This is a genomic window from Zobellia galactanivorans, assembly GCF_000973105.1.
Lineage (GTDB): Bacteria > Bacteroidota > Bacteroidia > Flavobacteriales > Flavobacteriaceae > Zobellia > Zobellia galactanivorans.
Genome location: NC_015844.1, coordinates 1,309,944 through 1,331,894, shown reverse-complemented (window position 1 = coordinate 1,331,894; position 21,951 = coordinate 1,309,944). Strand labels below are relative to the sequence as shown.

General features: G+C 42.0%; 16 protein-coding genes. 4 read left to right on the top strand and 12 right to left on the bottom strand.

Annotated features, from left to right (window positions below):
• Positions 1 to 88 precede the first annotated feature (88 nt).
• The 12 genes from ZOBGAL_RS05235 to ZOBGAL_RS05175 all read right to left on the bottom strand — a co-directional run bounded on the left by ZOBGAL_RS05235 (position 89) and on the right by ZOBGAL_RS05175 (position 14,710).
• Positions 89 to 1,348 carry a WcaI family glycosyltransferase gene (locus ZOBGAL_RS05235; protein WP_013992481.1) on the bottom strand — a complete coding sequence of 420 codons (1,260 nt, stop codon included), beginning with the start codon at positions 1,346 to 1,348 and terminating at the stop codon, positions 89 to 91.
• Positions 1,349 to 1,421: 73 nt separating this feature from the next.
• A complete protein-coding gene (locus tag ZOBGAL_RS05230) occupies positions 1,422 to 2,576 on the bottom strand; it encodes a glycosyltransferase family 4 protein (RefSeq protein ID WP_013992480.1) in 1,155 nt (384 codons plus the stop codon).
• Between the two features lie 75 nt (positions 2,577 to 2,651).
• Positions 2,652 to 3,803, bottom strand: coding sequence for an acyltransferase family protein (locus ZOBGAL_RS05225; RefSeq protein WP_013992479.1), 1,152 nt, complete (start codon positions 3,801 to 3,803; stop codon positions 2,652 to 2,654).
• Between the two features lie 88 nt (positions 3,804 to 3,891).
• The gene (locus ZOBGAL_RS24020; RefSeq protein WP_013992478.1) at positions 3,892 to 4,824 is read right to left on the bottom strand and encodes an acyltransferase family protein; all 933 of its coding nucleotides are present in this window, start codon (positions 4,822 to 4,824) and stop codon (positions 3,892 to 3,894) included.
• A gap of 86 nt (positions 4,825 to 4,910) precedes the next feature.
• On the bottom strand, positions 4,911 to 6,236 hold the full coding sequence (locus ZOBGAL_RS05215) for a hypothetical protein (protein WP_013992477.1): 1,326 nt from the start codon (positions 6,234 to 6,236) through the stop codon (positions 4,911 to 4,913).
• On the bottom strand, positions 6,233 to 7,591 hold the full coding sequence (locus ZOBGAL_RS05210; protein WP_013992476.1) for a lipopolysaccharide biosynthesis protein: 1,359 nt from the start codon (positions 7,589 to 7,591) through the stop codon (positions 6,233 to 6,235). Before ZOBGAL_RS05210 ends, ZOBGAL_RS05215 begins: the two co-directional genes overlap by 4 nt.
• Positions 7,591 to 9,867: a GumC family protein gene (locus ZOBGAL_RS05205; RefSeq protein WP_013992475.1), complete on the bottom strand. Its 2,277-nt coding sequence runs from the start codon at positions 9,865 to 9,867 to the stop codon at positions 7,591 to 7,593. The genes ZOBGAL_RS05210 and ZOBGAL_RS05205 overlap by 1 nt, the downstream gene beginning before the upstream one ends.
• A 324-nt stretch (positions 9,868 to 10,191) precedes the next feature.
• Positions 10,192 to 11,547 (bottom strand): exopolysaccharide biosynthesis polyprenyl glycosylphosphotransferase, encoded by a 1,356-nt coding sequence (locus ZOBGAL_RS05195; RefSeq protein WP_013992473.1) that lies wholly within the window; start codon positions 11,545 to 11,547, stop codon positions 10,192 to 10,194.
• Between the two features lie 734 nt (positions 11,548 to 12,281).
• Positions 12,282 to 12,413: a hypothetical protein gene (locus ZOBGAL_RS23900; protein WP_013992472.1), complete on the bottom strand. Its 132-nt coding sequence runs from the start codon at positions 12,411 to 12,413 to the stop codon at positions 12,282 to 12,284.
• Complete coding sequence (locus tag ZOBGAL_RS05185; RefSeq protein WP_013992471.1) at positions 12,410 to 12,898, bottom strand: hypothetical protein; 489 nt, start codon at positions 12,896 to 12,898, stop codon at positions 12,410 to 12,412. Before ZOBGAL_RS05185 ends, ZOBGAL_RS23900 begins: the two co-directional genes overlap by 4 nt.
• 48 nt (positions 12,899 to 12,946) lie before the next feature.
• Positions 12,947 to 13,765, bottom strand: a complete 819-nt coding sequence (locus ZOBGAL_RS05180; protein WP_013992470.1) for an SDR family NAD(P)-dependent oxidoreductase — start codon at positions 13,763 to 13,765, stop codon at positions 12,947 to 12,949.
• A 126-nt stretch (positions 13,766 to 13,891) separates the two neighbouring features.
• A complete protein-coding gene (locus ZOBGAL_RS05175) occupies positions 13,892 to 14,710 on the bottom strand; it encodes an SDR family oxidoreductase (RefSeq protein WP_013992469.1) in 819 nt (272 codons plus the stop codon).
• A gap of 254 nt (positions 14,711 to 14,964) precedes the next feature.
• Between ZOBGAL_RS05175 and ZOBGAL_RS05170 the strand changes: the two genes are divergently transcribed.
• From ZOBGAL_RS05170 to ZOBGAL_RS05155, 4 genes are all read left to right on the top strand, one after another.
• Positions 14,965 to 15,474, top strand: a complete 510-nt coding sequence (locus tag ZOBGAL_RS05170) for a peroxiredoxin-like family protein (protein WP_013992468.1) — start codon at positions 14,965 to 14,967, stop codon at positions 15,472 to 15,474.
• Between the two features lie 169 nt (positions 15,475 to 15,643).
• A complete protein-coding gene (locus tag ZOBGAL_RS05165) occupies positions 15,644 to 16,087 on the top strand; it encodes a hypothetical protein (protein WP_013992467.1) in 444 nt (147 codons plus the stop codon).
• The gene (locus ZOBGAL_RS05160; RefSeq protein ID WP_013992466.1) at positions 16,088 to 16,843 is read left to right on the top strand and encodes an alpha/beta fold hydrolase; all 756 of its coding nucleotides are present in this window, start codon (positions 16,088 to 16,090) and stop codon (positions 16,841 to 16,843) included. It abuts the gene before it with no gap.
• Positions 16,844 to 16,956: 113 nt separating this feature from the next.
• Positions 16,957 to 21,951: a translocation/assembly module TamB domain-containing protein gene (locus tag ZOBGAL_RS05155; protein ID WP_046287358.1), complete on the top strand. Its 4,995-nt coding sequence runs from the start codon at positions 16,957 to 16,959 to the stop codon at positions 21,949 to 21,951.

Sequence of the window (21,951 nt, the reverse complement as noted above, 5' to 3'; positions counted from 1 at the left end):
GAGCTTAAAGTTACAAATGAATCTGCAAACCGTACGGGATACTTTATCAATAGCGCTATTGATCGATAAACTACATGTGTTAATTCGCTCAAGTATACAGTTTTTTTTCAAATGTCTTCATGATGGTGTCGATGGCCAAATAGTTCTCGGCATAGGTTCTTGCCGCTTTTTTTATGGAAGCGTTATCTTGGTTTTGAAAAGCTTCTAAAATTCCCGTGTTTAAAGCTTCTTGGTTTTCGGCCGCAACTAAAAGCCCCATGTTGTATTTCCGTACAATTTTGTGCAAACTAGATTGTTCATTGGCTGTAATCAGGGCCAAACCGCCCACGGCCAAAATAGTAGTCAATTTTGAGGGCATAACGAGGTCACTGGCCTTTTCTTTTTGTATGACCAAATGTAAGTCCGCCATATTTAAAAAAGCATTAAAATCGGCTTTGGGCTGTAAGGGAAGAAAATGCATGTTCGGCAGGCCCATTTCCTCTGCCATATGGATTAGGGTTTCCTTATAAGGCCCTGTACCACAAATAGCGAATTGTAGTTGCTTATGACCTTTAAGGGTTTGGGCGGTATGGAGAATGGCTTCAAGGCCCTGTTTTTCACCAATGGCGCCCGAATAGAGTACCACCCAGTCGTTTGGGGCAAAACCAAATTTTTCTTTTAACCCCCCTCTATTCTCAATCATCGGATAAAAGCTATGGGTCTCCGTCCAATTTGGAAAGAACAATAGGGGTTTTTGGGCCTTTTTTTCAATGCGGGCCATCATACCGTCCGAAATACTGCTGACCACATCGGTATTCCTGAAAATAAAGCGTTCGGTGCCGTATAATAGCTTGAGCAGTCGAGGTGATTTTATGAGTCCTAAATCTTGGGCGGCTTCAATCTGCAAGTCCTGTATATGATGTAAGTGTTTGGCTCCCCTTAGTTTTTTATATAGAACCCCTAGAAGACCAAATTGAAAGGATGGGGCGACGGAGATGCTCCAATCGTATTTTTTTTGAAAGAGGAGGGGGAGCATACGAAGCAGGGCCGTGACCGAAAATGAGGTGTCCAGGATCATTCGTTTAAGACCACTAGGTTGTTCAGGCACGTACATAGGGCAGCGCAGCACGCGTAGTTTTCCTCCCGAAGCAAAGTTTTTAATCTCTTTCTTATACCAAAACCGATTTTTTCGATAAGGCTCCTGTACCTTCCAGTAAGGGTAATAGGGATAGGCGGTAAGTACGGTACATTCATGACCTTGTTCGGCCAACCACTCCAACATCTCGCCGGAGTATTTACCGATACCGGTCAGTTCAGGGGAGAAGTTGTAACCGATAAAAAGGATGCGTTTCTTCGTTTGTGTCTTCATAGGCGAAAATTAGTATAATTTATGGGCTGTCCTCTAAGTAAATGATGGGTATGTTTCAGTGTTTTAACTTGATTTACTTGATACGTTTGTATATTTTTTCAATTTGATCAAGAATCGTTTTTCCGTTAAATCTAGATACATTTTCTAGCCCTTTTGAAATCAGAATGTTTCTATCTTCTTGAGGGATTCGCAAAGTGCGCTCCAGTATTTTAGCCGATTCCGTAGCCCATGAATTCATCTCTTTGTTACTAGGGCAACGGTCTATATAAATAGCCGCGTCACCTCCCACTTCGTTCATTGGGGCTTCATCTGTAGTTATAACGGGACAAGCACAAGCCATGGCTTCAGCAATGGGCCATCCGAAACCTTCAAATAAAGAAGGAAAGAGAAATATTCGAGCACCTTGATATGCTTTCGCTAATTGGGTATTAGTTATGTCAGTTAAAAAGTGAATGTCTTTTTTGTATGGGGAAACTTCGTAACGACTATAGATACTCGAAGATGGGGGATATCCAATCATTAGCAGAGGTAATGGATTATTTGTTTGTTTTCTCCATGCATCATAAATAGCGATTACACCTTTTCTGTTTTTATAGAAACCATTGCCTCCTACATGAAGAATGTACCCGTCTTTTACCTGAAGTTTATGAGTGGTTTTGAAAGAAAAACGAGCTTCTTCAATTGATCCGGGTTTGAATAGATAATCAATAGCATTGTAAACCTGTTCGTTAAGTAAAGGTGTTTTGTTTAAGTATTGAACTAATTCATTTTGAGTGTTCTTTGATATAGGGATAAAATTATGGGCTGCAGAAAATCCTTTTAATATTAGTTTTTGATAAATTTTACCCGACCAAGAGGTAGGATTCTCTTTAATTTTACCTTCGGCCGATTTTAGTGCAATGAAGTCATGACAGTGTACGACATGTTTTTTTGCCTTAATCAATGGCATCCACATGCCAAGGGCTTGATCGGTGAGTACATAGAGTGTGTCTTGTGGCAACCGTTTGCTCTTCTGTATAAACCAAATAGGAAATAGTATAAATTGATCTAAATATCCCAGCCATTTTTTTAGACTCTCTGGAAAATTTGATTTTGCAAAATAGGTCTTAGGAAACCATATCTCTGTGTCAAAATCTCTCTTTTGCATACCCTCTTTCAAAAAATTCGTATAACGGGTCATGCTGTAACCCTTCTGATTTTCGTGGTGGGTAAGAAAGATAATTTTCATTAGAAAATAATTTTATTATTCTAACTTTTTTGGGGCTAGAAATCTAATCTTTATTATTTTGTCAAATAAAGAGGCTCATTTTTTATTCAAAACGACTTTATTAAATAAATAAATTGGTTTTAGATAATCTAACTCTAGAAATTTTAATTTCCATAGTAAAGACTTCTTTTCCAGTAAGTAACAACAAACAATAAAAGGAGGGATAACTAATAATTGATACTTAAGACTTATGCCTAGTTTCTGAAAGTATATCAAAATAGGATAGTGTAAAGCATAAATGGCATAACTCCCTTCACCAATTTTGAAGAATAACCTATTTATAAAGTTTTTAATTTTAGTCGTATTATACTGATCCAGAATAATCATCGAAAAGTAAAATAGGCCGTTTAAAAGCATTCCTTTTCCAATAACTTTTACGGTTTCCGAGGGTATTTGAGAGCTGCCTATAGTTACTGCTATACCAATCAGTAGGTTAGCTAGAAAAAAGAAGTTTCTTTTTTTCCAATAAACATAGTACTGGGCAGATATGTAACCTTGTATCCATGTAATAAATCCACCTAAAAATAAGAAGTAAGGAATAAAAATTATTTTTTTATTTACTACTATACCGAGTAAGACTAATGCTACTAAACAGACATATTTAGTATGCAAGCTAATTTTTATGAACCATTTTTGATTTAGGAAATAGACTAGTGGGAATAATATATAAAAAAACATTTCAAATGCCAATGACCACAAAGGCCCATTTAAGCCATAGGGGACAGCCCATGATTCAGGTATTGATGCACTGGTCTGAACAAATAGTAAATTTCCTAAGAGATTGTGAAAACTGAAATCATTCAAATGTAATATGCCTAGCACAGTGCCAGTTATAAAAGCCAATAATATAGCTAACCAATAAATGGGTAAAATCCTTTTAAACCTTCTGTAGAGATATGAGTTTAAGGTATTCCCATTCGTTAAAGGCCTTTTTGCTATGCTTAATGCGATAGAAAAACCTGAAATTATAAAAAATAGTAATACGGCTTCAAGGTTCAACTCAGAAATAAAGTCCATTACGTCAAATGTTAATGTGCTTGTATGGCTTTTCAATATTTCTTTGTTTAATTTGAAAATATGATGATATAGTACTAATAGAGCCGCCATTCCACGAATACTATCTAAGATTTTTAACCTTCCAAATTCTCTTTTTTTATTACTTAGCATAGACTTTTGAATCTTATCCATTTTTATTACTGAGTGTGTTTGTTTAGAAAATTAGAATGACATGCCATTGTAAGGGAAATTTAAAAAAATTAATCACATGTGAATTTGACTATTCTCCAAGTAAATATTTCCGGGATATGGGATTTTTCTTAAAAACATAATAAAGTAAAGTTGGAGTTAAAACTGAAATGGATAGAATAAGCCAAGGGTTAAGGTTAGGTTCTATATAGAGAATAAAATAATTGAAGGGTAAATGCAAATACATAATGACCATTGACGCTCTGCCAAAAAAACTAAATAAATGAAAATTTTTAAAAGGTTTAAATATTAGAATGCAACAAAAAGCGGAAATAACACTAAGGATAAAACTGAGAAAAGGTACGCCATAATCAGCAATTTTCATGTTTATGTATAGATTATTAAAGTAGAATGTACTTGTTAAAAAAATTAGGAACAGGATAGAAATAGGAAAAACAATTGATACCGATGTTTCTTCAATTATTTTTTTAAATAGAAACCCCATAAAAAATAGAGGGCATGAATATAAACAAAGATTAATGCTTAAAGGTATATTTATTGAAGGAAAAAAAATATCATTAACATAAGAGAAAAGTAAAAAAATAATCATTAGAATTGTTATATTCTTTATTTTCCAATTCGAAAATAGATTGAAAATTTGTTGGGTAAAAAAAAGGCATGTTATGAACCAAAAGACTCCGGTCCATGCATACAAATATGGGCCTCCTAGGAGCAGTCTGGCGATATATTCAATAACCCCTTTCTCTTCAAAAAACATTTGAATTGCTAAAACAGGAATAAGGTAAACTAAATAAGGAACTAAAAGATGCATTACCTTATGTTTGAAATAGGACTTACGCGGTTTGAACTTGAATAAATATCCGCTAATCATAAAGAAGGTAGGCATTCGCATTATAGAATTAAAGGTGTTATCAATACTTCCATCCGTGATGATATGCCCAAGTGCAACCAAAATTATCATTACGCCTCTTATATTGTCTATCCATTCAAAACGCTTTCTCATATTTTTTTTAATTAGGAAAAACCGATAAATTGTTATCTGGTCAATTGGAATATTTATTTTTTAAAATAACAGACTGGTATCATCCTTTAGTTTTCTTCTTTCGTTTGAACAGCGGCATAAGCTAGGCCATTAATGAATATCCCAAAGCCTAAAATGGTTGGCTGCCACCACTGCGATTGCAAAAGATTGATTAGTCCTACGCTAAGTAGTAGCCAAGGCAAGAGTTCTCCCTTTTTCATTTTTGCCAAGCTTCCAAAAACGAGTTTACTTGCTAAAGCGACGCGAACCAAAATCAAGGCAGTGCCTAAAAACACTCCCATCTCAGCTACGATGCGATTCCATTCAAATTCAGCAACCAAAAACTGCCTTTTACCACTTAAGATTTGACTTCCTACATTCGTGCCCATTCCTAAGCCGTACCCCCAAAAAGGAATTTCATTTGATGAAGTATAAGCCCTGAACATATAGCCGAATATTCGGTCAAATAAGGAGTTTGAGACCCCACCTTCGATATCACTTGCGGTTTCAAGCCTATTTATGAATACTGTAACAGCGGTATCAATAGCTTCAAACTGCATAAGTCCTAAAAGTATGAGGATTGAACCGGCTGCAATAAAAATAATATTGGTTATGCGTTTTGGTTCGAAAATGATACTACATAGATAGAAGACTATAGTAAGGCAAATAGAGTAGAAAAGCGTTCGACTAATTGATAATGGTATAGAAGCAAGCAAAGCTATGGTTGCTAGGCTTAAGATGATTGGGCTCAATTTAGATTTGCTTGTCCAAAAATAAACTACAAACACTCCTACAAGGCTAAAAAAAAGGGTGTTACCTACCTGAAAGGAGAAGGTTCCGGGAGGTCGAAAATATCCCATAGCACCTGTAAATCCAGCTCCCTCTGTATCTCCACCAACACCTAAATTGACCCAAGCGGATTGGGGGCTATAAAATTGTGCGGCAATAAGTAATAGCATAGGTATTGAGAGCCACATAATAAATTTGCCAAATCTATAAATGTCATTTTTGTTAAGTACTTTTCCCATTATTATTATTAAGGGAAAATGGATTAGTGTAATTCTTGCTCCGAACAGGGCCACCCAAATGTTGCCATGTCCAAATAACAAAGCGGTAATAACTCCTAAAATCGTAAATGCGGTCATAGAGATGATGAAATAATTTCTATTGACCAAGTTGAACTTCCATGCGTTATATATAATCCATATAGCGACTGGGTCCCGCACTACCAGTAGAGGATCTGAAAGGCTAGGAAGAAACCATTTACGAAGCGCCCCTTCAAAAATCAATAAGATAAAATAAAGCCATATCCCCGTCTTTATATCTTTTGGGATTGAGCCTTCGATTGAATTATCAATAACTCGACTTTCTATATTTTTTTTAAAAATTTTCACGGTCGATTAAAATGTAGTTTTTTAAGAGATTTAAAATCATTAAAACCATCCACTAAAAGTCCTTTAAGAGACATCCGCATTATTTTACATCCCTCCGGCATAACCAGAAAGACTAGTATTAAATCGAGGGATACGGCACCTATTGCCGCGCCTATGAGGCCCATTTGATGTGATAATAAATAGGTCAGCAGAACCGATAGGGCCGCTGCAATTACTCCGTACAAACCCATTTTCTTAGGTTCGTTTACGGCACGGAATACCATTTCGGTAGTATACCATAGGGCATTGAGTAACATGCCTGAAATAAAGAGATACCACATGGCTTGGGGGACTTCAAGCTCATGGTTGGTCCATATGCCATAAAACCAAAGGCCGAACACGGCCAAGAAAACAAAGCCAACGGCCGATAAGGCAAATACGCCCAGTATCGCTAATCTAAAAATCTTTTGGGCGGTCTTCCAGTCCCCTCTTCCAATTTGATTGATCAGCTCAGGGAAAACAGTGGGCTCGACCATATATAGGACCTGGTTAAATGAACGACTCAAGGTGCGTACCGTGTTAAAAATGGCAACGGCTTCTGGCCCTAAAACAATACGTACCACAAAGGTGGTGCCTTGAAAATAGATGATCTGCCACAGGGGTAACATCAAATAACTCAAGCCTTTGGTGGTGATGGCTTTTAGAATGGTGTTGTCTCTTTGGCCTCGATGTATCTTAAACAATCCGATGACCTGACGGCCTTTTATCCAGTATAAGGCCATAAATACCAACATGACCAGAAGTTGTGAGATGGCAAATTCTACAATGCCATACCCGAGGAGTAGGACCAATAATCCCGCACCTAAATTAGCGGCGGCTTTGGAGGTGATCAGATTGATGCTCAGGGCAGCTTTTTCGGCAGCTCTGTAGTAGGCTTCAATCAATTGAAGGTAGAAGTTCAATAATTGGGCGAAAATTAGAATAGAGACCGCTAAGATGGCTTCTTGGCTATCGATAAGGGATTTGTCAAAAACATGAAAGTGGTCTAGTGTAAAAATAGCAATGCTACTTATCATCATGGCTACAAATACCATGATGGTAATAATGTATATCCCGGTTTTACTAATGTTGGCCGCTTCTTGTTTGCGACCGGCGGCATAGCTTAAGACAAAGCTATTGGCTGCTGCGGAACCAAACCCTAGGTTGGAGAAGGCAATAATACTTGGGATAATGGTCAGCGTTAACCATTCCCCATAATAGGCGGCTCCCCAAGCCGATATAAAAAAAGGAACCAGAAACAATTGTTCCAGCACCCGAATCCCTTTTTGGAAAACGGATGCCAATCCATTACTTAGTACTCTTTTCTTTAATGACATTAAATAGTGGTCTTAACTCCGTAGCCATAACTTTGGGCAGCTTCGGTATCATTTAATAAGACCATGGTATTTCTTAATTTTCCGTTCTTATGAATTGATTCTATGGTCTTGGAATGTTCATTTTTAGTCAAATTTTTTCGGGTCACGTAAATTGTGCCATCTATGTATGCGTTTAGTGCGAAAGCATCTGAAATAAGTCCAATCGGAGGAGTGTCGATAATGATGCGGTCGTAGTCCTTTTTTAAGCTGTCCATTAAAACTTCAATTCGCTCGCTCAACATTAAACGGCCTACTTGGTTGATTTCCATTCCTGAGCCTATCAGGTAGAGATTGTCTATGGAGGGGTGTTTTTGAATGATGTCGGAACTATGGAGGTCCTTCTGGATTATAAAATCGGTTAACCCTGGCGTATCGGATAGGTCAAAACTTTTCATTAGTCGAGGCATTCTTAAATCAAACGATAGTACCACCACTTTTTCGCCGTTTGAAGCCATGGTTATGGCGAGATTTGAAGCGATGTAGGTTTTGCCCTCACCTTGGATAGTTGAGGTTACCAATAAAGTCTGATTCGTATCCGTTTTTTTTAAATATTCCAAGTTAAAGCAAAGTAAACGGAACAATTCAGCAGCTGGTGTGCGACTATTGCCTTCTGTTGATATTAATTCTCCATCTTTACTTTTAGCTATTTCTCCCAGAATTGGTGCTGAAATTAAATTCGAAAGATCTTCTATTGAGGTGATTTTGTTATTTAGGAGCTCTTTGGCATAAACCGTTGAGAAAGGTAGAAATAGCCCTAGGAGTAACCCTCCTAAGTAAAGCGCCGTTTTGTTGGGGCTTACAGGGTAGCGATTTGCTCTAGGTAAGCTTACTATTCTTGTTGAAGAAACTGGGGCCGCTAAAGAAAGTACTTCTTCTTCGCGCTTTTGTAGCAAGTATAGATAGAGGCTTTCTTTTGTGCTCTTATCACGGCTGATGTCTACCAATTGGCGTTCCATTGAGGGAATCTTGGCAATCTGGGCCTGGTATTTGTTGGCATTTGATTGCAAATTGCGCTGGGCAATCATCAAACGGTTTTTGGCACTACGGGCGTTCTCTAAAATGGCCTTCCCTAAATCGTTTAAAGTTCGGTCTAAGTTGACGATTATGGGGTTGGCGCTCGAAGCAGACTGAGACATTTGTCCTTTTTCTAACAGGGTTGCATTGTACTGTTCGATCATACTGGTCAAGGAGGGATCGTTGGCACTCAAGGCTGCAGGAATGGGTACATCTGAGTTACCTTGTAGTAAATAGGTTTCTATGGCATTAATAACATTTATTTCAGTTTGGTAATCAGTAATTAACTTTTTGTAATCGTTAGCTTGGGCAATGTAAATCTGTGTATTGTTGGCTACGCTACTTGGATCATTTTTTGTTTTAAACTCTTCCACGGTTTTTTCTACGCCCTCAATTTCACCCGAAAGTAATTTTAAGCGGTTGTCGATCATTTTGATCGTATTTTCCGCCAATTCGTTTTCGTACTTGATCATTTCGTCTACGTAGGTTTCTATTAGGCCGGCAACCACGGCTTCCCCTTTTTCTTTGTTTCCACTTACAAACCGAATTCCTAGAAGATTACTCGCTTTGTTAATTTGTTCAACATTTAGGTTTTTAAGAAAAGCGTCGATTATAATATCCGTATCGCGTATGACAAAATATAAGGGTTTTCCGTTGTCAATGTATTCGTGGTTTTCTTTTGCTGTAACGGTAAACGTACCGAAGGGTGCAGTTACTAAGTCGCCAAAAGTGTGTTGTGTCTTGTAACTTTGGTCATTTACGGTGGTTTCCAACTCGAATTCGGTATCGTTTAAGAACTTTATATGGATAGGGAGATTGTATATCAGGTCGGTAGCCGTTTCGTCTACCAATATTTCAATTGGGACGCTTTTACCGTAGACCTCGACGTCGCGAACTTTTCCTTCAATAAAATAGTTGATGTTTAGGGATCGATCAGCAATAACCTTTTCCATTAAACCAGTACTACGCAAAATGCCAATTTCATCTTCGACATCAGTGTAATTTTTGATGAGGCCTAAATCTTTTATGCTCTCTGCTTTAGCGGTTCCTTGGCCAATGTCCTTGTTTTTTACCAAAATTGTACTTACCACCTCATATTCCGTATCTGCCCAATAGCGTATGTAAAGAAATACGGCTGCTAAACAGGTAACAGTCCCAATGGCAAAAAGAGGCCAATGTTTAAAGTATTTTGAGAGTAGTTTGTTAATGTTTGTCTGTTCCATATAAAATCGGTTTAATACAAATCTTCAAGTTGAGTGAATCGGTTATTTGAGTGTGAAGCAGGATTCCATGATGTCAGTATAAGCTTTTTCTTTTTTCGAAAGCTTCGTAAAACAGTCAAAGAAACGGCATTTTTAGTATACCCAAAACTTTTATTCCCTTTAAATAAAACAGGGGATAGGAGCTTATTTGCAATCTGTTGAAATTGCGGATGGCCTATTGAATTAATATAAATTAGGGGCTTGTGAAACTGTATAAAAAACAAATCGAGGGCCATTTTATAAGAATATGAAATTTAACATTTCCGCTAGTTTTATATCGTTAGCCTAATAGGCCTTTTCTTCCCCGCGTACGGCATTGACTACGGTTTGTACTATGATCTGTAAATCCAACAACAGGCTCCACTTTTCCACATAAAAAATATCGAGTTTGGTGCGGTTGAGAATATCTTTCTTTTCCGCAATTTCGCCCCGATATCCTTTTACCTGGGCAAGGCCGGTAATGCCGGGCTTTACAAAGTGGCGTACCAAATACTTGTCTACCGACACTTCATAGTCCCACGTATGCAACTCCATATGCGGTCTGGGGCCTACCACACTCATATCGCCCAAAAACACATTGAAGAACTGGGGTAGTTCGTCTATGCTCGTTTTTCTGATAAACTTGCCTATACGGGTCACGCGCATATCGCCCTTGGTGGCCATTTTTGAGTCGGCATCCTTTGAGGGGCGCATGGATCGGAACTTATAACACCAAAAGGTCTTACGCTTTAGACCGTGCCGTTTTTGTTTAAAATAAAGGTCGCCCGGTGATTCCAATTTGATCAATACGTACATAATGGGCACGAGCCAAGAGAGTACGGTAAGAATCACAAGGGAAGAGAAAAGAATGTCGAAGCTGCGTTTGGAGATACGTGCAAATTCGGTATCCAAGGGTACTTTTCTCAGGTTGAGGACAGGAATCGTATCATATAGTTCAATCGACATGCCTCGGGAATATACTTCCTTGTTATCCGGAATGATCTTTATACGGATCAGGTTGTTGTCGGCAAAATCGATCAGGTTGCGCAGCTCTTTGTTGTTGAACTTTGAGGCAACGCAGTAGATTTCATCAATGTCGTTCTCCAAGATATAAAGGAAGCAGTCGATGACCGGCCCCAGATAGGTCTTGCTTTTTGATTTTTTATCGTCAAAGTAACCCATGTAACGGTAGCCCAATTCGGGCTCGTCAAATACCTTTCGTATTTTTTTTAGGTTTTTGTCACGGCCAATGACTACCACTTTTACGGAGTTGCCGCCCCATAGACGGTATTTGCGGCGAACCCAGAAAAATAGGGCCCTGTACAGGGTCAGGGCAATGCATATGGTCAAATAGACAAAGAGCTGGTGCTCCAACGATTCATAAATGCGTCCGGTAATGCCAAAAAGGGCAAAATAGGCCAGGCCATAGATAAGATAGAGCTGGACCATCTTATGTATGTTGGTCATAAAGCGCTCTTTACGCACCCTTACGTAGTACCCTAAACCATAGGTGATGAGCAGCCACGATATGTTGTAGTGTAAAATGTAATAGACATGGGTGTAGGTGTCGGGGGTAAGTAAAAACAAGAGCCCGTTTATGATACACAAATGTGCCGTTACGGATATGGGTAAAATTAAGTCTGAATTCTTTGCATTTATCATCTCCGTAGTTCTAGTAAATTGTCAACTGGAACACCTTGTTCGTTTGCAATGTAGTCTTTTTTATGTCGTGCATTTCAAAATGGACCATTGTAAGAATTTAATACATGGTTGATGTCACCGTAACAATAAATTTCAACACATTACCTCATTGTTTTAAAAAGATTTTAATAGTAATTTTTTAGCTTATGGGCACCTTTTAAATACGGCGACAAATATAAGATTTCGGCTATAACGGGCAAAATTATTAGGCTTCAATAAGCGGAATACGCAATCGTTTGGCAGGGATTTAATTCTTTAAAATGTAGACAGTTGTAATGAAGATAAGGGCTGCCAAAGGTTGGGGGCGAATGCATTTTTTTAAATTTTAATTTGTTCGTTTTTTTCTTGTTTTTTCAAGAAAAAATAGGGGTGCAATCTTCTCAAAATCCTCTATTCGATAATTTTCAACGGGGCTTTTGAGAAAGCTGAAATTAAATCGGCGGTTTGTTGTTGTATTCGCAGTTGAAATATGTAAAATCTTACTTTTTAGTATTTTTTAACCTTCGTATAAATGGGGCTTGCCCAAGATTGGGGCATAAAAAAGGGAGCGCACCCCTACGCTCCCTTTAACTAATTATACAATTACTATTTCACAAGTGAAATAGGTAATCAACCTACTTATGAGTTACAAAGATGGGGTGGTTTACCTTACTGTATTGACCCTAAAAAAATCAAGATTGACGCTATTGCCAACCCTAGTTGATCACATAGCCCAGTATCCAGTACAGAATGATAAAAACCACAATGCTGCCTATACATCCGCATTTGCCTCCGCCTATTTTCTTGGCGCCCCAACCGGCCAGTAGGGCTTTTAGTATATTTTTCATAGCGTTCTGGGTTGGGTTTCTGTTGGTCCGGTCCTATACTTGGTATTGTAATCCATTCGCAGACTTTGAATGGTGCTGTTCAAATCTTCTGCCTGTGATTGTAACAGGGCACTTGTAGTTTTGGGCAACTTATCAAAGGCCAAAAGGTTTTGATATTGTAGAACCAAGGCTTCTTCGTTGGCCGTAATTAAAACAATCACTTCCCTGTCCGATAGGTTCTTTTCCAACAACTGTTTTTCCAAGGGCTCAAATATAGGGGTATCTGTCCGAATATCGGGGACCACTTTATTTTCGTTTACGGCATGGTATTCGTCGGCTAAGATTTTATCAAAATCCCGTTCCTCAAAATGACGCTTTTTAAAATAGGTCTGCCAGGTGGGGTATCGGTCCGATTGTATTAAGGTACCGTAAGTGTGTTCACAAGCTTTTGTTTGTGCTACAAGTTCGTTCAGTGCATTTTCCCATGCGCTTCGTTCTCGTTCCATGTTTTAAAATTTTAAAGGTTCATTTCATTTTTTTTCGTCGCCATCAAATCAACCAAAAGCGGATTCTACGGCACCCCCATCGATACGGACATTACTTCCGTTAACGAAACTGGCGTGTTCCGAACACAAAAAGGCCACAACGGCGGCTACCTCTTCGGGCTTGCCCCTTCGTTCCATGGCAATATGGGGGCGTTTGTTTTTTGCAAACCATTCCACGGCTTCCTCTACCGAAATGTCCTTTTCCTTGGCCAAGGTTTCCATCATGGCGTCGGTCATCGGGGTTTCTATATAGGCAGGGGAAATACAGTTGAAAAGAAGGTTTTCTTTGGAGTAGGCCCGCGATAGGCATTTAGACAGGTTGATGATACCGGCTTTACACGCGTTGTACGGACTCTCTTCTTCGTAGGGTTGGAAGGCATTTTCACTGGCCACCAGCACCATACGGCCCCATTTCAGTTTTTGCATTTGGGGAATAAAGGCCCGGGCTACCCGTACGGCTCCCATAAGGTCGATGTCAATGGTCTTCATCCAATCGTCATCGGTCAGTTCTAGAAAATCGCCTGCGGCACCACGGGCTCCCGCCGAATGGAAAATGATGTGCGCACCGCCAAATTCGGCTTCGATTTTCTTGGCGAGGTCCAGTACTTCTTGGTTCTTTGAAATGTCAGCGGCAATACCCATTACCTTGGCACCGTCTTGGGCGTCTTTCTCTACCTGTTTGACCGCGTCCCTCAGTTCTTTGCCATTGGCTTTGTCCGATAAGACTACGTTGACGCCTTCCCTGGCTAAAAACTTGGCGGTTTCAATGCCTAGTCCTGAATCCCCTCCGGTTACGAGGGCCGTTTTTCCTTTTATATTTAAATCCATTGTCTTTGTTTTTACTCGATAATCGAGATTAAATGCTCCGAGGCTTGCCTCGTAATCAAGGTGTATTCCTTTTAATGCCTCGTGGGCTTGCCTCGAGGTAGTTTGCGTTATTTCTAATAGGTTGTCTTATCCGTTCGTGGTAAAGCCCGGGTAGCAGGTCATTCCGCCATCGACGAAAATAGTGGTACCATTGATGTATTCCGATTCGTCGGAAGCCAACCAACTGGCCACGCTGCCGATGTCTTCGGGTACGCCAATACGTTTATAGGGTATTAATTTTAGCATGTCTTCCTTTCCTTGTTCCGTGCTCCATACATCCTTGTTGATATCGGTCTTTATGGCTCCGGGAGCAATACTGTTGCACCGGATTTTATGTGGGGCGTAGGCTTGGCATATGCTTTCCATCAACATAAGGAGTCCCCCTTTTGACGCGGCATAATTGGCATGGCCGGCCCAGGGAATCTCTTCATGTACCGAGCTCATATGGATGATTTTTCCCAAGGAACGCGATACCTCCTCGCGCATGCCCCTTCTCAGGAATTCGTTAATGGCTTCCTTGGCACACAGAAACTGTCCGGTGAGGTTGACGTCCAAGACCTTTTTCCAAGCCTCCAAGGGCATCTCGTGTAGGGGGTGGTCTATTTGTAGGCCGGCATTGGCTACACATACATCGACCGTACCGAAATGGGAAATCGTTTGCTTGAACAATGCTTTTACGTCTTCCTCCTTACTTACGTCGCACTTTAGAACGATCGCCTCGCCACAGCTTTGGTGGGAATTGACCCAGTGGGCCACTTCCTCCGCAGCTTCCTTTGAACTGCGGTAATTGACTACAATATTGGCGCCTTCGGTCCCTAAGGCCTTGGCCACGGCGGCACCTATACCACCACTTGATCCGGTGATAATACAGGTTTGTTGTTCGAGTCTTTTATTGGGTTTTTGCATTTCTATCGTGGTTAGAACCTAAAATTACATTGGTGGGCCGGGCCGGAATGGCTCGATACATAAAATTGATAGCTCTATGCCATTAAACCTAAATGAAGGGGAACGGTAGCTGTCCCTTTTTGTTTTTAGGGCACAAATTTTTGTTATCAAGTCTGTCGAAGGCGTCAGCATCCTGTTATTTTGTAAGTAGAGTAGCTGACAGGGCTATTACATTTCAAATTGAATTGAAGCGAAACCTAAAATGTAAATTAAGGATGATTAAACCTAAAACGGAAGTACCCAAGATAGAACTCCCCCTTATAAATGATACGCAATGGAACTTGGCCGCCCAGAAAAGCGAGTCTTTTACAGTGTTGGTCTTTTACAGGGGGCTACACTGCCCGGTATGCAAGAATTATTTGGAGGAATTGGCAAAGAGATTAAAAGACTTCACCGATAGGGGCGCCCATGTGGTGGCCATCAGTAGTGATAGTGAAGCGCGTGCAAAAAAATCGGGAAAGGAATGGAACGTTCCCGAGTTGCCCATAGCTTACGGATTATCTATTGAGGAAGCGCGGAAATGGGGACTATTCGTTTCCAAGGGAATAAAGGATTCCGAACCCGATGCGTTTTCCGAACCTGGGGTATTTCTCGTGCGGCCCGACCATACCTTGTATGCCAGTGCCGTCCAGACAATGCCCTTTGCACGGCCCGATTGGGACGATATACTCAATGCCATCGATTACATAGAAAAGAACGATTACCCGGCAAGAGGAGGGGAATAAAGATGGCCGTTCTAGGGCGAATAGTTACGTTGTCGCCCTATAGATAACGGGAGGTAATCTTCGAATGATTTCCCAACTCTAGGCGTGAAAAATAATATATGCAAAGAAACACCATGGGAATACCCTGATCTCAAGGCTTGGGTAGGGAACATGTTAAATGCACAGGATTATGGAAGTGAATTATAAAATTTATCGGAAAGTAAAAATCTACTTTAACAAGGTCTGTGCCGCTATACCCCATCTTGAGCAATTACAGGAAAGGTCTTCGTTGGCTTTTGGCGCCTCCTTGGTTCAATCGAGAATTGAGGAAATGCGTTTGGTTCAGGCCGAATTGGTTAGTTTTTTTATGAATCCTTCCTTGAAGGTGCCCTTCGTGCCGGCTTCCAGGTGTTTGGCCTTGATGAATTGGTATTCCGATAATGCCTTGTTCTCTTGTGCAAGCCTAGCGGCCTACAGTGAGATGCTCGTCACGGAAGACCACAAAGTAATACAAGACGCCAACTATATTCTTTCCGATCGACTCTTGCCTTCAAGGTTGAAGGTGATATTTGAAAACCATAGGAGCAGGCTCCAAGGTATTCAAACCTCTAGCGATGTGTTAAACAAAGACTAGATGAAGATATATACAGGTTTGAAATACGAGAAAATAGGAAGGGGAAAAAAGACCATCGTCTTTGTGCATTATTTTGGGGGCGATGCCGGAAGCTGGCGTTGGCTGGCGAAGCGCTTACGCAAACGCTACACCTGTATCTTGCTGAATCTGCCCGGTTTTGGGGGGACGAAACCCCTATCGGAACCCTCGATTTACGGTATGGCGGAGTATATCAATCTGTGTCTGGACGAATTAAAACTTAAGGACTATATCCTCTGTGGACATTCCATGGGCGCTAAATTGATCCTCTACGCCGCACAGATCAAAAAAGGGAATCTACCCGAAAAGTTATTGCTTATTGCACCTTCGCCACCTACCGTGGAAGACATGGCCGACGATGAACGTCAACGTATGCTCAGACATCCCAATAGGGAAGAGGCGGCAAAGACCGTACTGGGCGCCACCAAAAAGAAAATGGGGAAGAAGAGAAGCTTGTACGCGGTCAATTCCCAATTGCGTATCGATGAGGCCACATGGCAATGGTGGTTGAAGGTGGGAATGAAAAACAATATTGCCGAACGTATTAAGCGACTCGATATGCCTACAACGGTCATCTTTTCGAAAGATGACCCCGTAATCGCTACTGAGGCCATCTACAACGAGGTCCTTCCCTATTTGTGCCAACCGTCTACCGTAACCTTGAGCAGGGTGGGGCACTTGATCCCAATGGAAATGCCGCGAAAATTGGCCCACATCATTAAAAAGTGGGACCGGTAGTCCACCTCTTATAGGGGTAACGTAGGTATAAGGTCAAGATGAATAGCAATTACGTCAATTTATGATGGTGAAAAGTATGCAAGTCATGGGCTTATTACTGATCTTTGTACCTTATGCAAGAGGAGAAAAGGAAATATAGGTGGCTAAGGCGCTTCGGACGGGTGTCTTTAGTGCTGGTCTTGCTATTTCTAGCCTTGGTGCTTTTTATTCGAAGCCAATGGGGGCAAGACCTCATTGTCGGTAAACTGACGGACTACGTTTCCCAAAAGACCAACACCAAAGTGACTATCGACCGCTTGTTCCTTACCTTTTCGGGGAATCTTTTTTTGGAGGGACTCTATTTGGAAGATACCAAGGGGGATACCTTGGCCTATTCAAAAAACTTGGAGGTCAATCTGGCCCTAAGGCCTTTGATCTTTGGGAATGAACTGAATTTAAAATCGGCTACTTGGGAAGGTCTCCGGGCAAATGTCCATAGGGCCGAAAATACCGAGGATTTCAATTTTACTTTGTTGGTCGATGCTTTTGCTACTGCCGATACCACTACGGTGTCTACAGATACGGAACCCATGAAAATACGCATAGGGGAGCTTCATTTTACGGATTTTAAAGTGGACTATCATGATGCTTATTTGGGAATGGACGGCCGTATCCGACTTGGTAAATTGCTATTGGATGCCGATGAAACCGATTTGGAAAAACTGAGGTTCGAGATCGATGGGTTTCAGCTATCGGATACGGAAATCTTCTATAGGCAAACAAAAGCCTTTTCTTCCGAAGATACGACCCAGACATCCTTACCTTACCTGGCCGTAGACCATCTTCAATTTAATAACGTAAAGGCCGACTATGCTTCGGTTCCCGATTCCACGTTTGCCCATTTGAATTTTTCAAGCTTTGAACTTGAATTGCCCAAAGCCGATTTGGCAACAAATACGATAGAGGTGGATAGAATGGCCCTAAAAGGTTCGTCATTAGCTTTGCATCTTCCGTCAGACGTCGCCGCGGTAGATTCGACCGAAACCGATGTTCCCGATGCCGCCTTTGAGTGGCCCAAGTTTTCGGTACGTGCCGATGGGGTCGATTTTGAAAACAACACAATTGTATATACTAGGGGAAGGGCCCAAGCCCAAAAAGGTGATTTCGATCCGAACGCGATTTCCCTATCGGAATTCAAGCTACAGGCGGGGGCGATACGCTATCAACCTAGAATGGTGCAAATGGATTTAAAGGCCTTGTCCTTTATTGAAAAAAGTGGAATCGTATTGCGAAACCTTGCCTTCGGTGCCGAGATGGATGATACTTCCGCAGCCTTGGAAGGCTTGCAATTACGCCTTAACGAGAGTGCTTTGGCAGGGGAAATGACATTGAGTTATCCCTCCGTGGAAAAGCTGATGGATACCCCAGGTCAAACCGAGGTAGATATGGCACTTGGGGAAGTATACCTCGATTTAAACGATGTGTTCACCCTTCAGCCCCAACTTGCGGATAACACCTATCTAAAGTCCGCGGCGCAACATCCCGTTCAGGGCGCAATTATGGCAGAGGGTACCTTGGAAGAGATCGATATAAAAAATATGCAGTTGAACTGGGGAAAGACAACCCAATTCATTGCCCGTGGAAGCCTCCAAAATATAACCCGGCCAGACGCTTTGTTCTTCAATTTCGATACCATTCGACTCAATACCGTCAAAGCGGACATCGCCCAATTTGTTTCTGAAAAGGAGTTGGGAATATCCCTTCCCCAGACCGTAGCTGTCGATGCGGAAGCAAGGGGGGAAATAAATGACCTAAGGGCCCAGGCAAAGCTAGTCATTCCGGAAGGGACCATAGCCGCAAAAGGCGACTACCAAGAAGGTACGGAGATGCGGTTTAAGGGAGACCTAAAAGTAGATGGCCTTCAACTCGACAAGCTGTTGAACAATCCGAAATTAGGCGGGCTTTCCTTTACCATGGATGTATCGGGAGGTGGCGATGTCAATAACCTCGACGCCAAACTTAAAGCCGATTTCTCTCAGCTTCAGCTAAACGACTACGACTTTTCGGCCCTAAAACTCGAAGGGGATATACAGAACGGTAAAGGGGCCATAGATCTTTCTTTTAAGGATGATAACTTGAACTTTACGGCCCAGACCAAGGTGCTGCTCGATTCTGTAAGTTCAGGGTTCGATGTCGACCTGAACATGATAGGGGCCGACCTCTATGCTTTGGGGCTAACAAAGGAGGACATTAAAGCTGGACTTCAAATGAATGCCCAATTCAAGGGCAATGCCGAGGTTTTTAATATAGAGGCCCAAATTGAAAATGGGGTGGCCGTCTATGATAATGAGCAGTATCAATTGGGAGGCGTTCAGCTAAGTTCTTCCGTAGATCCGGCCCATACAGGATTAAGCCTTGATAGCGATTTTTTGACGGCCCGTTTAGAGTCGAACGCCTCCCCGCAAGATTTGGGCAAAGCCTTGCGGCAACAGTTTGAAAACTATTTTAAGGATAGCCTCGCCGAAAAATCGGAAACGGATTCGGTAAAGGTGAAGATGAACCTAAAATTGTCGCCTACCCCCATTTTGACCGAAGTGTTTTTAAGGGGAGTAGAACGATTGGATTCCCTTTTGGTCGAAGCGGACTTTGATGCAAGGACCAAAAAGATGAATGCGGATGTATTTGTGCCTTCCCTGGCCTACCAAGGCAGTTCCATCGATAGTTTGGGCGTCCAATTGAGGGGGACCGCCACCGACCTGAATTTTAGTGCGGGCTTTGGGGGCTTGGTGTTCGAACCTATTCGAATGGAAGGTACCTATATCACGGGCAATCTAAAAAACAAGGAGCTTCTCTTGGATTTTGTGGCCCTGGACGGTAAGGAGGAAATGGTCCATGTTTCCTCGGTCATGACCCTTTCCAAGGACACTACCTTAATCCGCATCGATTCCTCCAACCTGCTATTGAACAAGAAAAAATGGACCCTTCCCCAAGACAACCAAATTGCCGTAGGTGAAAAATTATTGCGTTTTAGGAAGCTGAGTTTTTCCCGTAACGAGCAAGAACTAACCTTTAGCAATAGTATGGAAGGGGTTGAAAAGGAACATATCGGAATCGGCTTTGAGAATTTTAAGCTACAGACCTTTTTGAGCTTGTTGAACCCGGATGAGAACTTGGCTTCCGGTCTGGTCAAGGGCGATTTGGTAATCGAGAATCCCTTCGGGGCTACGGGCCTTGTGGCCGATTTTAAGATCAATTCCCTAGAGGCGCTCGAAAATCCCTTGGGCAATTTAAGCCTTAAGGCCAATTCCACCGGGGTCTCGGCCTATGACTTTAATCTGGCCTTGAAAGATGGGGGTGTCGATTTGGACTTGGTGGGCGATTATGCCGCAGCCGAAAAAGGGGCCTTGTTGAATTTAGACCTCGATTTGAACCGTATCGAATTAGGAAAGCTTCAAGGGTTCACCAAAGGCGCCCTTAAGGATGCACACGGTGCCATTTCAGGACGGATTAATGTATCGGGAACTACGGCATCCCCAGAATACAAAGGGGTGCTCGATTTTAACGGGGTCGATTTTAACGTAGCTTCGCTCAATGCCGTTTTTAAGATTTCCGAAGAGCAGCTCAAATTAGATACCGAAGGCGTATATTTCGATGGTTTTCAAGTGACGGATGCGGATGGAAGTGCCTTTACCGTGCAAGGTGGTATCGGCACCCAAAGCCTACTGAACCCCAGCTTTGACCTGAAGTTGAACGCCGAAAAATTTCGGGTCTTGAACTCTACCGAAAAAGACAATGAACTTTTTTATGGGGAAGCAAGTTTAGATGCCGATATCGCCGTTCAGGGCGATTTGGAGTTACCGAAAATCACCGGAAAACTAAGGATCAGAAAGGTTACCGATATCACTTACGTGGTACCTGAATCGCAGTTGGATGTAGAGGAAAGGGACGGGGTGGTACTTTTTGTAAACCGAGAAAATCCCGATGCCATACTGACCCGTAACGACCAAGAGGAAGTGCCTTCCTTTTTTCAAGGTATGGATGTGAGGACCGTATTGGAGATTGCCGAGGATGCCGATTTTCATGTTATTATTGATGAGCGTACCGGAGATAATCTAGAGGTTTCGGGCGAGGCGGCCCTGAACCTGAATATAGAGCCCAACGGAAGAATGAACCTTACGGGAAGGTATGAGCTTAAATCGGGCCATTACGAGACCAATCTTTACAATCTGGTGAAGCGCCGCTTCGAGATCAATCCCGGAAGCACCATTACCTGGCAAGGGGATCCCGCCAATGCCAAATTAGATGTAACGGCCGTTTATAAAGTGGAGACTTCGGCCGCGCCATTGATGGCCACGGTTACCTCAAGTGAAGATTTGGGCGTGTCGAGCCAATACCAGCAAGTACTGCCCTTTTTGGTGTATTTGAACGTCGATGGGGAACTTTTACAGCCTGAGTTATCGTTCGGGCTCGATATGCCCGAAGACGAACAGGGTTCCTTGGGAGGTGCGGTTTACGGAAGGGTACAGCAACTCAACGGTCAGGAAGCGGAACTGAACAAGCAGGTGTTTTCCTTATTGGCACTCAATCGCTTCTATCCCGATTCGGGAAGTGACGGAAGCTTGGGGGGTACGGCCGCCATCGCCAGGGACAACGTAAACAAGGTGCTCTCGGGCGAACTCAATGCTTTTTCCGATAAGGTTTTCGGCAGTACCGGCCTTGAGGTCGATTTTGACCTCGATAGCTTTACCGATTATCAGGGCGATACCCCCCAAGACCGCACCCAACTCAATATCAACGCAAAGAAGAAATTGTTCGATGACCGTTTGGTGGTTACCGCGGGTAGTGCCGTAGATGTAGAGGGAAGTGCCCAGTCGGGACAGGAGCAGACCCCTATTATAGGGAATGTAAGCTTGGAGTATCTGCTTACACAAGATGGACGGTACCGCCTTAAGGGCTTTCGAAAAAGTGAATATGAAAATATTGTTGACGGTCAGTTGATCGTTACCGGAATGGCCGTTATTTTTAATCGGGAATTCAATAAGTTCAGTCAGTTGTTCAACCCCTTAAAAAAGGAAACGGGCACGGACAAGAAGAAAAACAAGACCAAAGAAACCCAGGAGAATCAATAG

Bases quoted from the DNA above. Each gene is read 5' to 3' on its own strand.
- ZOBGAL_RS05235 (WP_013992481.1), bottom strand. From the start codon at position 1,348: ATGAAGACACAAACGAAGAAACGCATCCTTTTTATCGGTTACAACTTC.
- ZOBGAL_RS05205 (WP_013992475.1), bottom strand. From the start codon at position 9,867: ATGGAACAGACAAACATTAACAAACTACTCTCAAAATACTTTAAACAT.
- ZOBGAL_RS05230 (WP_013992480.1), bottom strand. From the start codon at position 2,576: ATGAAAATTATCTTTCTTACCCACCACGAAAATCAGAAGGGTTACAGC.
- ZOBGAL_RS05210 (WP_013992476.1), bottom strand. From the start codon at position 7,591: ATGTCATTAAAGAAAAGAGTACTAAGTAATGGATTGGCATCCGTTTTC.
- ZOBGAL_RS24020 (WP_013992478.1), bottom strand. From the start codon at position 4,824: ATGAGAAAGCGTTTTGAATGGATAGACAATATAAGAGGCGTAATGATA.
- ZOBGAL_RS05155 (WP_046287358.1), top strand. From the start codon at position 16,957: ATGCAAGAGGAGAAAAGGAAATATAGGTGGCTAAGGCGCTTCGGACGG.
- ZOBGAL_RS05160 (WP_013992466.1), top strand. From the start codon at position 16,088: ATGAAGATATATACAGGTTTGAAATACGAGAAAATAGGAAGGGGAAAA.
- ZOBGAL_RS05170 (WP_013992468.1), top strand. From the start codon at position 14,965: ATGATTAAACCTAAAACGGAAGTACCCAAGATAGAACTCCCCCTTATA.
- ZOBGAL_RS23900 (WP_013992472.1), bottom strand. From the start codon at position 12,413: ATGAAAAATATACTAAAAGCCCTACTGGCCGGTTGGGGCGCCAAGAAA.
- ZOBGAL_RS05175 (WP_013992469.1), bottom strand. From the start codon at position 14,710: ATGCAAAAACCCAATAAAAGACTCGAACAACAAACCTGTATTATCACC.
- ZOBGAL_RS05180 (WP_013992470.1), bottom strand. From the start codon at position 13,765: ATGGATTTAAATATAAAAGGAAAAACGGCCCTCGTAACCGGAGGGGAT.
- ZOBGAL_RS05195 (WP_013992473.1), bottom strand. From the start codon at position 11,547: ATGATAAATGCAAAGAATTCAGACTTAATTTTACCCATATCCGTAACG.
- ZOBGAL_RS05185 (WP_013992471.1), bottom strand. From the start codon at position 12,898: ATGGAACGAGAACGAAGCGCATGGGAAAATGCACTGAACGAACTTGTA.
- ZOBGAL_RS05165 (WP_013992467.1), top strand. From the start codon at position 15,644: ATGGAAGTGAATTATAAAATTTATCGGAAAGTAAAAATCTACTTTAAC.
- ZOBGAL_RS05225 (WP_013992479.1), bottom strand. From the start codon at position 3,803: ATGGATAAGATTCAAAAGTCTATGCTAAGTAATAAAAAAAGAGAATTT.